The sequence below is a fragment of the Pseudomonas danubii genome (assembly GCF_042980055.1).
Classification (GTDB): domain Bacteria; phylum Pseudomonadota; class Gammaproteobacteria; order Pseudomonadales; family Pseudomonadaceae; genus Aquipseudomonas; species Aquipseudomonas danubii.
Genome location: NZ_CP116502.1, coordinates 1,356,081 through 1,370,000, shown reverse-complemented (window position 1 = coordinate 1,370,000; position 13,920 = coordinate 1,356,081). Strand labels below are relative to the sequence as shown.

The 13,920-nt window shown below is 58.9% G+C and carries 12 protein-coding genes and 1 rRNA gene (1 of these 13 cut by a window edge); 10 read left to right on the top strand and 3 right to left on the bottom strand.

Going from position 1 to position 13,920, the window contains the following annotated elements:
• The 3 genes from PFZ56_RS06500 to PFZ56_RS06490 form a co-directional block, all read right to left on the bottom strand.
• Nucleotides 1-736 (bottom strand): 16S ribosomal RNA (locus PFZ56_RS06500) (it extends 803 nt beyond the left edge of the window).
• A 642-nt stretch (nucleotides 737-1,378) separates the two neighbouring features.
• Nucleotides 1,379-2,599, bottom strand: coding sequence for a CaiB/BaiF CoA-transferase family protein (locus PFZ56_RS06495; RefSeq protein ID WP_170001345.1), 1,221 nt, complete (start codon nucleotides 2,597-2,599; stop codon nucleotides 1,379-1,381).
• Between the two features lie 13 nt (nucleotides 2,600-2,612).
• Nucleotides 2,613-3,794, bottom strand: coding sequence for an acyl-CoA dehydrogenase (locus PFZ56_RS06490; RefSeq protein WP_077933165.1), 1,182 nt, complete (start codon nucleotides 3,792-3,794; stop codon nucleotides 2,613-2,615).
• Between the two features lie 158 nt (nucleotides 3,795-3,952).
• On the opposite strand from PFZ56_RS06490, the gene PFZ56_RS06485 reads away from it, so the two are divergent.
• The 10 genes from PFZ56_RS06485 to PFZ56_RS06440 all read left to right on the top strand — a co-directional run bounded on the left by PFZ56_RS06485 (nucleotide 3,953) and on the right by PFZ56_RS06440 (nucleotide 13,914).
• A complete protein-coding gene (locus PFZ56_RS06485) occupies nucleotides 3,953-4,852 on the top strand; it encodes a LysR family transcriptional regulator (protein WP_102881467.1) in 900 nt (299 codons plus the stop codon).
• 451 nt (nucleotides 4,853-5,303) lie between these two features.
• Nucleotides 5,304-6,425, top strand: coding sequence for a Re/Si-specific NAD(P)(+) transhydrogenase subunit alpha (locus PFZ56_RS06480; RefSeq protein WP_170001346.1), 1,122 nt, complete (start codon nucleotides 5,304-5,306; stop codon nucleotides 6,423-6,425).
• Nucleotides 6,426-6,440: 15 nt separating this feature from the next.
• Nucleotides 6,441-6,764: an NAD(P) transhydrogenase subunit alpha gene (locus PFZ56_RS06475; RefSeq protein WP_005783507.1), complete on the top strand. Its 324-nt coding sequence runs from the start codon at nucleotides 6,441-6,443 to the stop codon at nucleotides 6,762-6,764.
• Nucleotides 6,764-8,200: an NAD(P)(+) transhydrogenase (Re/Si-specific) subunit beta gene (locus tag PFZ56_RS06470; protein WP_102881466.1), complete on the top strand. Its 1,437-nt coding sequence runs from the start codon at nucleotides 6,764-6,766 to the stop codon at nucleotides 8,198-8,200. The genes PFZ56_RS06475 and PFZ56_RS06470 overlap by 1 nt, the downstream gene beginning before the upstream one ends.
• 179 nt (nucleotides 8,201-8,379) lie before the next feature.
• Nucleotides 8,380-9,873: an acetyl-CoA hydrolase/transferase family protein gene (locus tag PFZ56_RS06465; protein WP_016963711.1), complete on the top strand. Its 1,494-nt coding sequence runs from the start codon at nucleotides 8,380-8,382 to the stop codon at nucleotides 9,871-9,873.
• Nucleotides 9,874-10,192: 319 nt separating this feature from the next.
• Nucleotides 10,193-10,408: a DUF1127 domain-containing protein gene (locus PFZ56_RS06460; RefSeq protein WP_011058498.1), complete on the top strand. Its 216-nt coding sequence runs from the start codon at nucleotides 10,193-10,195 to the stop codon at nucleotides 10,406-10,408.
• Between the two features lie 473 nt (nucleotides 10,409-10,881).
• A complete protein-coding gene (locus PFZ56_RS06455) occupies nucleotides 10,882-11,199 on the top strand; it encodes a DUF2388 domain-containing protein (protein WP_102881464.1) in 318 nt (105 codons plus the stop codon).
• 115 nt (nucleotides 11,200-11,314) lie between these two features.
• A complete protein-coding gene (locus PFZ56_RS06450; protein ID WP_371826189.1) occupies nucleotides 11,315-11,608 on the top strand; it encodes a DUF2388 domain-containing protein in 294 nt (97 codons plus the stop codon).
• A gap of 27 nt (nucleotides 11,609-11,635) precedes the next feature.
• Nucleotides 11,636-11,956: a DUF2388 domain-containing protein gene (locus tag PFZ56_RS06445; protein ID WP_102862518.1), complete on the top strand. Its 321-nt coding sequence runs from the start codon at nucleotides 11,636-11,638 to the stop codon at nucleotides 11,954-11,956.
• A complete protein-coding gene (locus PFZ56_RS06440) occupies nucleotides 11,953-13,914 on the top strand; it encodes a DUF4105 domain-containing protein (RefSeq protein ID WP_102881463.1) in 1,962 nt (653 codons plus the stop codon). Before PFZ56_RS06445 ends, PFZ56_RS06440 begins: the two co-directional genes overlap by 4 nt.
• Nucleotides 13,915-13,920: the final 6 nt, after the last annotated feature.

The window sequence follows — 13,920 nt, the reverse complement described above, 5'->3', positions numbered from 1 at the left end:
AGGTGGTCGCCTTCGCCACTGGTGTTCCTTCCTATATCTACGCATTTCACCGCTACACAGGAAATTCCACCACCCTCTACCATACTCTAGCTTGCCAGTTTTGGATGCAGTTCCCAGGTTGAGCCCGGGGCTTTCACATCCAACTTAACAAACCACCTACGCGCGCTTTACGCCCAGTAATTCCGATTAACGCTTGCACCCTCTGTATTACCGCGGCTGCTGGCACAGAGTTAGCCGGTGCTTATTCTGTCGGTAACGTCAAAACAATCACGTATTAGGTAACTGCCCTTCCTCCCAACTTAAAGTGCTTTACAATCCGAAGACCTTCTTCACACACGCGGCATGGCTGGATCAGGCTTTCGCCCATTGTCCAATATTCCCCACTGCTGCCTCCCGTAGGAGTCTGGACCGTGTCTCAGTTCCAGTGTGACTGATCATCCTCTCAGACCAGTTACGGATCGTCGCCTTGGTGAGCCATTACCTCACCAACTAGCTAATCCGACCTAGGCTCATCTAATAGCGTGAGGTCCGAAGATCCCCCACTTTCTCCCGTAGGACGTATGCGGTATTAGCGCCCGTTTCCGGACGTTATCCCCCACTACTAGGCAGATTCCTAGGCATTACTCACCCGTCCGCCGCTCGCCACCAGGTACAAGTACCCGTGCTGCCGCTCGACTTGCATGTGTTAGGCCTGCCGCCAGCGTTCAATCTGAGCCATGATCAAACTCTTCAGTTCAAACATCTTTGGGTTTTGAGAAAACCCTAAACTTGGCTCAGCAATCGTTGGTTACATCTTTGATTTCTCGCGGAGTAACTTGTGATGCTGATAATCTTTTTGACTATCAGTCTGACTCCACAAGCACCCACACGAATTGCTTGATTCAGTTGTTAAAGAGCGGTTGGTTAAGATCTTTCGTCTCAACCGAGGCGCGCATTCTACAGCAGCCTCATTTGCTGTCAAGTGATTTTTTTAAGAAGTTTTCAAAGTTTCCTTTTTAACTTCAACCACTTGCGCTTCCGATCTCTCGTTAGCGGGAGGCGAATTCTACAGCGTTACACGCTGCTGTCAACACCTCTTTTTAACCGCTTTCGACCGAGAGGATCGAATCGTTAATAAGGCGAAAACACACTGCCTTACCAACTGCTTCTGGCTTCGATGAACTGAAGCGTAACCGCTGCCGAAAACCGCGTAACTCGTTGAATCTCAAGGAGTTTTCCGTTTCGACTGCGCCGGAAGTGGGGCGAATTATAGACCTGTAGAATCTGCCGTCAACACTTAATTTGCATTTTCTATGAATAAACTCAAAAGCACCCTCAGAAGAGTGTTTTGGCTAGCCGCATAGAGGGGCATTACGCCCCTCTATATAGAAGAGAAGCCTTACAGCACTCCCGAACGCGTCAAAGACTCAACAGCCTCGACCTGCATTCCCAATACTCGCTGCAGGACCTGCGCAGTGTGCTCACCCAATAGAGGAGGGGCATTACGGTACTCCACAGGCGTCTCGGAGAGACGAATCGGGCTGGCGACCTGAGGCACAGTCCCTGCCAACGCATGGGGCAGCTCAACAGCCAGACCACGAAACACAACCTGCGGGTCAGCAAATACCTGGGCCAGATCATTAATCGGCCCACACGGCACTCCTGCCTTCTCCAACTGACTTACCCACTCAGCAGTAGTCTTGAATACCGTCGCCTGGCGAATCAATGGAATCAACAGCGCCCGATTAGCCACTCGCAGCTTGTTAGTGGCAAACCTAGGGTCATCTGCCCACTGCGGCTGACCCGCTACCTCAGCAAACTTACGAAACTGCCCGTCATTACCCACGGTGAGGATAAAGTCTCCGTCCGCGGTCGGAAAATCCTGATAAGGCACTATATTAGGATGCGCATTGCCCAAGCGCTTGGGAGCAACTCCCGTGGTCAGATAGTTCATGGCCTGGTTAGCCAGACAGGCCACCTGCACATCCAGCAGCGCCATATCGATGTGCTGGCCGCCGCCGCCCTGATCCCGATGAGCCAGGGCTGCCAGAATCGCCACCGTCGAGTAAAGCCCGGTAAGAATATCGGTCAACGCTACACCGACCTTCACCGGCCCAGCCCCCTCATCCCCCTCAGGGCGTCCGGTCAGGCTCATCAGCCCACCCAACCCCTGAATCATGAAGTCATAACCCGCCCGCTTGGCATAGGGACCGGTCTGACCAAACCCGGTGATCGAGCAATAGATCAGTCTCGGATTGATTGCCTTGAGCGATTCATAGTCCAAGCCATATGCAGCCAGCCCACCAACCTTGAAGTTCTCGATGACAATGTCCGACTTGGCAGCCAGCTCACGCACCAACTGCTGCCCCTCGGGACGAGTGAAGTCGATGGTCACTGACTGCTTGTTACGGTTGGCCGACAGGTAATAAGCAGCCTCCGTGGTGTTCTCGCCATAGGCATCTTTAAGGAAGGGCGGCCCCCAGGCGCGCGTATCGTCACCATTGCCCGGACGCTCGACCTTGATGACCTCGGCCCCCAGGTCCGCAAGGATCTGCCCCGACCAAGGCCCGGCCAGTACCCGTGATAAATCCAGTACCCGCAGATGCGATAACGCGCCCATGGCCGCTCTCCTATTAATAGAACGCCTGGATACCGGTTTGTGCACGCCCGAGAATCAGCGCATGCACGTCGTGAGTGCCTTCGTAGGTATTGACCACCTCCAGGTTCACCAGGTGACGGGCGATACCAAACTCATCGGAGATACCGTTGCCACCCAACATGTCACGAGCCATCCGCGCGATATCCAGAGACTTGCCGCAGGAGTTGCGCTTCATGATCGAGGTGATTTCCACCGCCGCGGTACCTTCATCCTTCATCCGCCCCAGACGCAGGCAGCCCTGAAGGGCGAGAGTAATTTCGGTCTGCATGTCTGCCAGCTTTTTCTGGATCAACTGAGTCGCGGCCAGAGGACGGCCAAACTGCTGACGATCAAGGGTGTATTGACGCGCGGTATGCCAGCAGAATTCCGCCGCGCCAAGCGCGCCCCAGGAGATGCCGTAGCGTGCCGAGTTCAAGCAAGTGAAAGGACCTTTCAGACCACGCACATCCGGGAAGATGTTCTCTTCCGGGACAAAAACGTTATCCATGACGATCTCGCCAGTGATCGAAGCCCGCAGGCCCACCTTGCCATGAATGGCTGGAGCGCTCAGACCTTTCCAGCCTTTCTCCAGAACGAAGCCACGGATATCACCAGCGTCATCCTTGGCCCAGACCACAAACACATCCGCGATCGGACTGTTGGTGATCCACATCTTGCTGCCGGTCAAGCTGTAGCCACCTTCGACCTTGCGCGCACGAGTAATCATCGCGCCCGGATCGGAACCATGGTTCGGCTCGGTCAGACCAAAGCAGCCAATCCATTCGCCAGACGCCAATTTCGGCAGGTACTTCTGCTTTTGCGCTTCGGTGCCGAACTCGTTGATCGGCACCATCACCAGGGACGACTGCACACTCATCATGGAGCGGTAACCCGAGTCCACGCGCTCCACTTCACGAGCGATCAGGCCATAGCACACATAGTTCAGGCCACTGCCGCCGTACTGCTCGGGAATGGTCGCGCCCAGGAGGCCGACTTCACCCATTTCACGGAAGATGGCCGGGTCGGTCTTCTCATGGCGGAAAGCTTCCAGAACCCGTGGCGCCAGCTTGTCTTGAGCGAACTGCTCGGCACTGTCGCGGACCATGCGCTCTTCTTCGGTGAGTTGCTGGTCCAGCAGAAGGGGATCGATCCAGTTGAAGCTTGCTTTGCCGCCCATGAGTGAATCCTCGTGAAGTAGGTCAACTATCGTGGGCTGATCCTAGGCCCAGCAGGAGCCTCCCGGCAAACGAGGATTTTGCATACTGTTGTGCTAATTTCTCACTTCGTGACGGCAAAAAGTGCCATCTACAGCCACCATTAGTGAGATAGCCGTACATGCGCAGGAAGATCCCCAGTACCGCCGCCCTGATCAGCTTCGAGGCCGCCGCCCGCCACGAGAGCTTTACCAAGGCGGCGCAGGAGCTTTCCCTGACCCAGGGCGCCGTCTGCCGACAGATCGCCAGCCTGGAGGAGTTCCTCGGCGTAGAACTCTTCCGACGCTCGCGGCGGGGGGTCAAACTGACTGAAGCCGGCCTTTCCTACAGTCGACGGGTCGCAACTCAACTGGATGCCGTAGAGCGCGACACCCTTTCCGTGATGGGTCAGCAAGGCGCCAATGTCATCGAACTGGCAGTGGTTCCGACCTTCGGCACTCAATGGCTGCTACCACGCCTCAAGGACTTCCAGAAACAACACCCCGAAGTCACCGTCAACCTGACCAACCGCACACGCCCCTTCCTGTTCGCCGATACCCCCTTCGACGCAGCCATCTACTTCGGTGACGCCGACTGGTCCGGTACTCAGTCCCATCGCCTGATGGGCGAGCATCCAGTGCCGGTGTGCAGCCCGGCCATACTGGGCAACCACCAGCAACTGAGTGCCGAAGCCATTGCCGAACTGCCCCTGTTGCAGCAGACCACACGTCCCTACGCCTGGCGACAGTGGTTCAACTCACAACAAATGAGCATCCCCCGCGACATGACAGGGCCACGCTACGAGCTATTCTCCATGCTCGCCCAGGCAGCCATGCACGACATGGGTATCGCCCTGATTCCAGCCTTTCTCATTCAGCGCGAACTGGCGGAAAAACGCCTGGTGATTGCCAACCCTCAAGCACTCACGAGCATCAAGGCGTACTACCTGATGATTCCTGAGCGCAAGGTTGAATCAGCCTCTTTACGGGCATTTCGCGACTGGCTAGTAAACCAGGCGAACAGCTACAACCTTGGAAAATAAAGGCTACACGCCAATAACTGACCCCGTAGTCAACTAATTCAAAGCCCTACAGATATAACTATTTGTCGCATTTAGACAGACTGTACCGACACCTTGGACAATCGTTCTACAAGCGCCTAACCACGCGGCTTGTAGGGTTTATTTAGAGGCGATGTAAGACTATTCACGCCACCGATGAGAAGAATCTTAATTTCATGTCTAAAGCCTTGAAAGGCGCGGCTTACAAGGGTTTAAGTCTGTACGTTGCGACATTCGGTCACGGGGTGACTTGTAGTTAATTTTCCGTCACTAGTCAGAATCCCTTGAAGGCCTCAAAGTTCGCCTGCAAAATGCCGCGCCCCGCTGTGATTTCAGCGGGATCGTGCTGATCGGCCGCCCCAGCCGCACCCTCCTCAGTGCGCTGGCCTTCTAAGAAAGATCGAAAGCAATAAGATCAAGCAGGAGATTTGACGTGCACATTGGTGTTCCTCTCGAAACCCAGACGGGTGAAACACGGGTTGCTGCAACCCCGGAAACCATCAAGAAGCTGATCGGCCAGGGTCATAAAGTCACTGTGCAAAGCGGCGCCGGCATTAACGCCAGCGTGGTCGACAGTGCCTATGAAGCGGCAGGGGCAACCATTGGCAACGCCAACGATGCCTTTGGCGCCGAACTGATCCTCAAGGTAGTGGCCCCCAGTGACAGCGAGCTGGCTCTGATCAAGAGCGGCACCGTGTTGGTGGGCATGCTCAATCCGTTCAGCAATGAAACCATCGCCAAGCTGGCCGAACGTGGCATTACTGCCTTCGCCCTCGAGGCGGCACCACGCACTTCCCGGGCCCAGAGCCTGGACGTGTTGTCGTCCCAGGCCAACATTGCCGGCTACAAGGCTGTGCTGCTGGCCGCCCACTACTATCCGCGCTTCATGCCAATGCTGATGACCGCCGCTGGCACCGTCAAAGCAGCCCGCGTACTGATCCTCGGCGCCGGTGTGGCAGGGCTGCAGGCCATCGCCACGGCCAAGCGCCTGGGCGCGGTGATCGAGGCCTCGGACGTGCGCCCAGCGGTGAAGGAGCAGATCGAGTCCCTGGGGGCCAAGTTCGTCGACGTGCCTTACGAGACCGACGAAGAGCGCGAGTGCGCTGTAGGTGTCGGTGGCTACGCCCGTCCCATGCCGGCCAGCTGGATGCAGCGCCAGGCCCAGGCGGTCCACGAGCGTGCAAAGCAGTCCGATATCGTCATCACCACCGCGCTGATCCCAGGCCGCAAGGCACCGACGCTGCTGAGCGCCGAGACCGTCGCCCAGATGAAACCCGGCTCGGTGGTCATCGACCTGGCAGCAGCACAGGGCGGCAACTGCCCGCTGACCGTAGCGGATCAGGCCGTGGTCGAAAACGGTGTAACCATCGTCGGCCCGACCAACCTGGCCGGCGCGGTAGCTGCAGATGCCTCGGCGCTGTACGCCCGCAACCTGCTGGACTTCCTGAAGCTTGTCTTCACTAAAGAAGGGCAGTTCGAAGTCAACCTCGAAGACGACATCGTCGCCGCGTGCCTGATGTGCCGCGACGGCCAAGTCATCCGCAAAAACGCCTAAGCAGGGATTCAGACGATGGAAGAGCTTATCTCCCCCGGTATCTACAACCTGATCATCTTCGTGCTGGCGATCTATGTCGGTTATCACGTGGTCTGGAACGTCACACCCGCACTGCATACGCCGCTGATGGCGGTGACCAACGCCATTTCCGCCATCGTCATCGTCGGCGCCATGCTGGCTGCCGCCCTGACCGTGACCCCGCTGGGCAAGACCATGGGCACCCTGGCCGTTGCCTTGGCCGCGGTCAACGTGTTCGGTGGCTTCCTGGTGACCCGCCGCATGCTGGAAATGTTCAAGAAGAAAGCGCCCAAAGCCGTGAAAGAAGAGGTGCAGAAGTAATGAGTATGAACCTGGTAACAACCCTCTATCTGATTGCCTCGGTGTGCTTTATCCAGGCGCTCAAGGGACTTTCGCACCCGACCACGTCCCGACGCGGCAACCTGTTCGGCATGCTGGGCATGGCCCTGGCGGTACTGACCACCATTGGCCTCATCTATAAGCTCGGCGCAGAACTGGCCACCGCCGGCATCGGCTACGTCATCGTGGGCCTGCTGATCGGCGGCACCGCCGGTTCGATCATGGCCAAGCGCGTAGAAATGACCAAGATGCCGGAGCTGGTGGCCTTCATGCACAGCATGATCGGCCTGGCCGCGGTGTTCATCGCCATTGCCGCCGTGGTCGAACCGCAGTCTCTGGGCATCGTCAAACACCTGGGCGATGCGATCCCCGCTGGTAACCGCCTGGAACTGTTCCTCGGCGCGGCCATTGGTGCCATCACCTTCTCCGGCTCGGTGATCGCCTTCGGCAAGCTGTCGGGCAAGTACAAGTTCCGCCTGTTCCAGGGCGCACCGGTACAGTTCGCCGGCCAGCACAAACTCAACCTGGTGCTGGGCCTGGCCACCCTCGGCCTGGGCGTGACCTTCATGCTCACCGGCAACCTCGGCGCCTTTGCCCTCATGCTGGCCCTGGCCTTCGTCATGGGTGTGCTGATCATCATCCCGATCGGCGGCGCCGACATGCCGGTGGTGGTATCGATGCTCAACAGCTATTCGGGCTGGGCAGCGGCAGGGATCGGTTTCTCCCTGAACAACTCGATGCTGATCATCGCCGGCTCCCTGGTGGGCTCCAGCGGCGCGATACTTTCGTACATCATGTGCAAGGCGATGAACCGTTCGTTCTTCAACGTGCTGCTGGGCGGTTTCGGCAACAGCGCCGATGCGGGCGGCCCGGCCGGTGCACAGGAAGCCCGTCCGGTGAAATCCGGCTCGGCTGACGATGCGACCTTCCTGCTGACCAACGCGGATACCGTGATCATCGTTCCCGGCTACGGCCTGGCGGTAGCGCGGGCCCAGCACGCGCTGAAAGAGCTGACCGAGAAGCTGACCCACCGCGGCGTAACCGTGAAGTACGCGATCCACCCGGTAGCGGGGCGCATGCCCGGCCACATGAACGTATTGCTGGCCGAAGCCGAAGTGCCTTACGACCAGGTGTTCGAGATGGAAGACATCAACTCCGAGTTCGGCCAGGCCGACGTGGTGCTGGTCCTGGGTGCCAACGACGTGGTCAACCCGGCGGCGAAGAACGATCCGAAATCGCCGATCGCCGGCATGCCGATCCTCGAGGCTTTCAAGGCCAAGACCATCATCGTCAACAAGCGCTCCATGGCCAGTGGTTATGCCGGCCTGGACAACGAACTGTTTTACCTGGACAAGACCATGATGGTCTTCGGCGACGCGAAGAAAGTCATCGAAGACATGGTCAAAGCCGTCGAGTAAAGCTGCTGTAGCGCAATAACCCAAACCTCAGCCTTTAGTAGGCTGGGGTTTTTTATTTACACCATAAAGCCGACAGAAGGCTCTAGATCAGGGCCTTTCATTCGACCTTTGTCGCGGGGCGTTTTTTTTTGAAATCACTAGACTGCGCTTCTTGCTTCCGTTGCCCGAGATAACAATCCATGTACCGTGATCGTATCCGCTTGCCTTCGTTGTTGGATAAGGTGATGAGCGCCGCCGACGCTGCCGCCCTGATTGAGGACGGCATGACCGTCGGCATGAGCGGCTTCACCCGCGCCGGTGAAGCCAAGGCCGTGCCCCATGCCCTGGCCGAACGGGCCAAGGTGACCCCGCTGAAAATCAGCCTGATGACCGGTGCCAGCCTGGGCAACGACCTGGACAAGCAACTCACCGAAGCCGGCGTCCTGGCCCGGCGCATGCCGTTCCAGGTGGACAGCACCCTGCGCAAGGCGATCAACGCCGGCGAAGTGATGTTCATCGACCAGCACCTTTCCGAAACCGTTGAGCAACTGCGCAACCAGCAGCTCAAGCTGCCGGACATTGCAGTGATCGAGGCTGTCGCCATCACTGAGCAGGGCCATATCGTGCCGACCACTTCGGTGGGCAACTCCGCCAGCTTCGCGATCTTCGCCAAGCAGGTGATCGTCGAGATCAACCTGGCGCACAACCCGAACCTGGAAGGCCTGCACGACATCTATATCCCGACTTATCGTCCAACCCGCACCCCAATCCCACTGGTGAAGGTCGACGATCGCATCGGTAGCACCGCGATTCCGATCCCAGCGGAAAAGATCGTCGCCATCGTCATCACCAACCAGTCCGACTCGCCGTCTACCGTGTCCACCCCGGACAGCGAAACACAAGGCATCGCCAATCACCTGATCGACTTCCTCAAGCAGGAAGTGGATGCCGGACGCATGAGCAACAAGCTCGGCCCGCTGCAGGCGGGCATCGGCAACATCGCCAACGCGGTGATGTGCGGCCTGATCGAGTCGCCGTTCGAGAACCTGACCATGTACTCCGAGGTGCTGCAGGACTCGACCTTCGACCTGATCGACGCCGGCAAGCTCAGCTTCGCCTCGGGCAGCTCCATCACCCTGTCGAGCCGGCGCAACGCCGACGTGTTCGGCAATCTGGAACGCTACAAGGACAAGCTGGTGCTGCGCCCCCAGGAGATCTCCAACCACCCGGAAGTGGTGCGCCGCCTGGGCATCATCGGCATCAACACCGCCCTGGAGTTCGACATCTACGGCAACGTCAACTCCACCCACGTCTGCGGCACGCGGATGATGAACGGCATCGGCGGCTCCGGCGACTTCGCCCGCAACGCGCACCTGGCGATCTTCGTCACCAAGTCGATTGCCAAGGGCGGGGCGATTTCCAGCGTGGTGCCCATGGTCAGCCACGTGGACCACACCGAGCATGACGTCGACATCCTGGTGACCGAGATCGGCCTGGCAGACTTGCGTGGCCTGGCGCCACGTGAGCGGGCTCGGGTGATCATCGACAACTGTGTGCATCCGTCCTACCGCGACGCGCTGAATGACTACTTCACCAAGGCCTGCGCCTTGGGTGGTCACACGCCACACATACTGCGTGATGCCCTGAGCTGGCACATCAATCTGGAAGAAACCGGGAAAATGCTCGCCGAGTGATTGATACAGTTGGCAGCTGACGCAAACACAGTTTCGTCAGCTCGCCAGCCACCCACCAAAGCTCGACAAAAACTGTACTGCTGTACCGGTCTTTCCCTTGCTTAAAACCGTCAACTTCCAAACAAAAACCACCTAAACGCACCAAAAAGGTGCTGACAGGTACAGTTGCGCCATTTACGAACAGTACAGCCTCTATAAACAGTTAACTGGTCCTTCACAATACAGGTGAACTGTATCTACAGAGTCTTGCGCGGGAAGAGGATCATGGGCACCAGTTAAATCACTACCTGATCCCGCCACAAGCGGAAGGATGTCAACCATGGAACGTACACTCAGTTCCGAACTGTTCTTCGAAGACAAAGCTGAAAAAACCCAGGCTTCCCTGCCTCTGCGCGTTATCGCCAACCTGATGCTGTGGCAGCGCCGCATCTCCAGCCGCCATCAACTGGCTCGCCTGGATTCGCGTCTGCTGGCCGATGCCGGGATCAGCGAAGCACAACGCTACGAAGAGCTGAGCAAGCCGTTCTGGCGCTAACTCAGCGTCGCTGGCTCTGACCCTCCGGGTCCACCGCCAGCACCCCGAATTGCATACACAAAACCCGTCGCGGGAAACTGCGACGGGTTTTGTCGTTGTGGGCCGATGACAAACGTTCAGAGGTGAAGGACAGTCTGTACCAGCCAATGATAGGTACAGTTTAATAAAACAAAAATATAATAGATACAGTTCAAATCCCAGCCTATCTGTCTCTTCGCCGAGAAACCCAGTAGCTTGATGCTGCAAGCCAATCGCTCGACGTCTCGACGAGGACTGCGTCATGAATTCATTGTTGGCAGCCCCCAGCCCTGACACAGATCTGTGCGAATAGAAAAGCTCAGCCTAATATCTGAAGTGACGTAGCGATTTTCTTCCGAGTTGCGTCAGTTTCATCAGACACAGCACCTCGCAGTGGCTGCCCGGCGTCTCACTCAGCGCCCTTTAATTGTCTGTTTCATTCACAGGAGTTACCCATGTCCCGTCTTCGACTGCTCAGCGCTGCCGCACTGCTGTCCCTGGCCGCCAATGCCCACGCCACTAGCCTGATCGTGACCACTGACGCCATTGTCGGCGCCCTCAAGGCCACGACCGATGCGACCTCCGACGTCACCTCCTCCCTGCGCGACAACAAGATTGTCCGCGCTGCCCGGGATGACGCCGCCAGCTTCGTCGCCACCGACGGCGCAATTCGCGGGGTAAAACTGGAAAGTGCCTTCGCCCACATCCGCCAACAAGCCCCTCAGTTGCAGGCCACTGACACACAACTGGCTCAGGCAATCCTGGCGATCTGACCTGCCGTTTCAGGTGCGTGTACGCACCTGAAACCCTCTGCACTGGCCCTGCCCGGGCCATTGCGCTAGCCTTGGCGCTGGTTTTCAGCTGTCGAGACTCTTGGGTTTGTTCCGAATTTCGCTTTTCGCTCCACTATTGATCGCTGTCTGTTGGGCCTCCTCGGTGCAGGCATTTGACCTGACGACCCAGAGCTCGGTCATCACGGCTTACGCTACAAGCCAGGTGACCTCGGCGCCCTTCGACCATAAACTGCTGCTCGCCGCCCAGGATGACGCCGCCGCCTTCATTGCGACCGACGGCCAACTGCGTGGGGCACGCCTGGAGTCCGCACTGAAATATCTGCGGCAACACCAGGCAAAACTTCATGCCAGCGACCTTGAACTGGCGCAGGCAATTCTCGTCCAATAGCCATCCCTGTTATTCTGGAGTCGTTCCATGCGTAGCCCGCTGATTGCCGCCACCCTTGGCCTGCTGTTGTTGGCCGACGTGGCCCAGGCACAAACCCTGGTGGCCACCAGTAATATCATCGTCCGCGCCTCTGGCCGCACGATCGATTTCACCTCGGACACCACCACCTCGATCCGTGACTCCAAAGTCGTGCGCGAAGCCCATGACGATGCCGCCAGCTTTGTCGCCAGCAATGGCGATATCCGTGGCGCACAACTGGAAGCTGCCTTCACTGCACTGCGCACCCAATTGCCGGAAGCCCGTAACGCCAGCGATCAGGTCCTCGCCGAAGCTATCCTCGCTCTGTGAAGCCAGTTTTCGCCTGGCTGCTGGCCGGGACCCTGGGGCTGCTCTGTGGCACCGCCCAAGCCGACCTGCAATTGCGCCTCAAGACCGATGGTTTGAGCCCGGCGCAACAACGCGCCAGCCAGGCGCTGCTGGATGAAGCGATGCAGGCACTGCCGCCGCGCTTCATCCAGCAACTGGATCGCACCATTGATGTCGGCTGGACCGACCAGATGCCCGACAATGCCTATGGCGCGGCATCCCTGGTTGCGGAACTGGACCTCAATCGTGCCCTGTTGCCCAGCCTGGCCGATGGCTCGGCTGCGACCCAGAAGACCAGTCGCCCCCATGGCACCGTGCGCCGGGAACTGCTCGCCACCGTACTTCATGAACTGACCCATATTTATGATCGTGCGCGTTTATGGCCCAGCGCCGAACGCAGCCTGATCCAGCGCTGCACCCGCAAGACCGGTACTTCCGGCCTGATCGGCCTGCCGGATGAGTGCCGGGGCCAGAACGATCGCCGCTTTACCCTCAGCGACGACCCGCGGCTGCTGGACCTGGCCGGCTGGCCGCAATATGTCGGTCGCCGCGGAGAGCGGGAACAGCACAACCGGCAGGTTGCCCGCAGTCCGGACCTCTACGAGATCACCAACCCGAAAGAGTTCGTAGCGGTGAACATGGAGTACTTCCTCCTCGATCCGAGCTACGCCTGCCGCCGCCCGGCGCTGTATCGCTACTACCAGGAACATTTCGCCTGGGCCCCTGCAGCCAAGGACAATTGTGCCCAGTCCTTTGCCTTCCTCAACGCCGGCAACGACTTCGCCAAGACGCCCCTGGGCAAGGTCGACCCGGAACGGGTCTACGCGGTGGACTACCTGCTGGCCGAGGCCAACCAGAACTGGGTCAGCCGCTGGGGCCACAGCATGCTGCGCCTGGTGATCTGTGCCCCGGGCCGCCCCCGAGGCCCGGATTGCCGCCTGGACCTGGACCAACACCTGGTGCTGTCCTACCGCGCCTTTGTCGGCGACGTACAGTTGTCCAGCTGGGATGGCCTGGTGGGCAAATATCCTTCGCGGCTGTTCGTCCTGCCGCTGTCGCAGGTCATCGATGAATACACCAAGACCGAACTGCGCAGCCTGGCATCCGTGCCCCTGAAGCTGTCACGCAGCGAGATCGAGGAAGTGGTGGAGCACGCCGCCGAGATGCACTGGAGCTATGACGGCAACTATTACTTCCTGTCCAACAACTGCGCAGTGGAGAGCCTCAAGCTGCTGCGCAGCGGCAGCAACAACAAACAACTGATCGGCCTCGACAGCATCATGCCCAACGGCTTGCTGGAAGTGCTCAAGGGCAGGGGACTGGCGGACACCAGCGTGCTCGACGATCCCCGGGAAGCACTGCGCCTGGGCTATCGCTTCGACTCCTTCCGCGACCGCTACCAGGCCATGTTCGAAGTGATCAAAAAGCACCTGCCGATCAAACAGGCCAGCGTCGAAGACTGGCTGTCACTGAGCGCTGCGCAACGCCGCGAGTGGTTCGACCGGGCCGACCTGCGAACCAGCGCGGCCTTGCTGCTCCTGGAGCAGGCCAGCTATCGCCGGCAACTGTTGCTGGCCCAGGACGAGGTCAAGCAGCGCTACCTGGGCGCCCGGGAACTGAAGAATGGCGGCATGGAAAAAGCCAACAAGACCTTGCAGGAAATTCTCGCCAACAGCGGCTTCCTCAGCCGACCGGCGGAACTGCTGGGCAGCAGCGGCTATGGCTTGCCCCAGCCCGGCGAATGGCAGCGCCTGGAGTCCGAAAGCAGTGAGCGGCAGAAACAGCTGCAATCGCTGACCGGCGAACTGGACAAGGAAGTGCGGGCGTTGCTCGAACCAGCCCGGGCCGCCGAGATCGCCGCCAACGAGGCCAATCTGAAGCAGGTGGGCGAGCACCTGCGGGCTCTGCACAAGGCGGCGGGTGGGTTGGAGCTGCCTTGAAAGCTT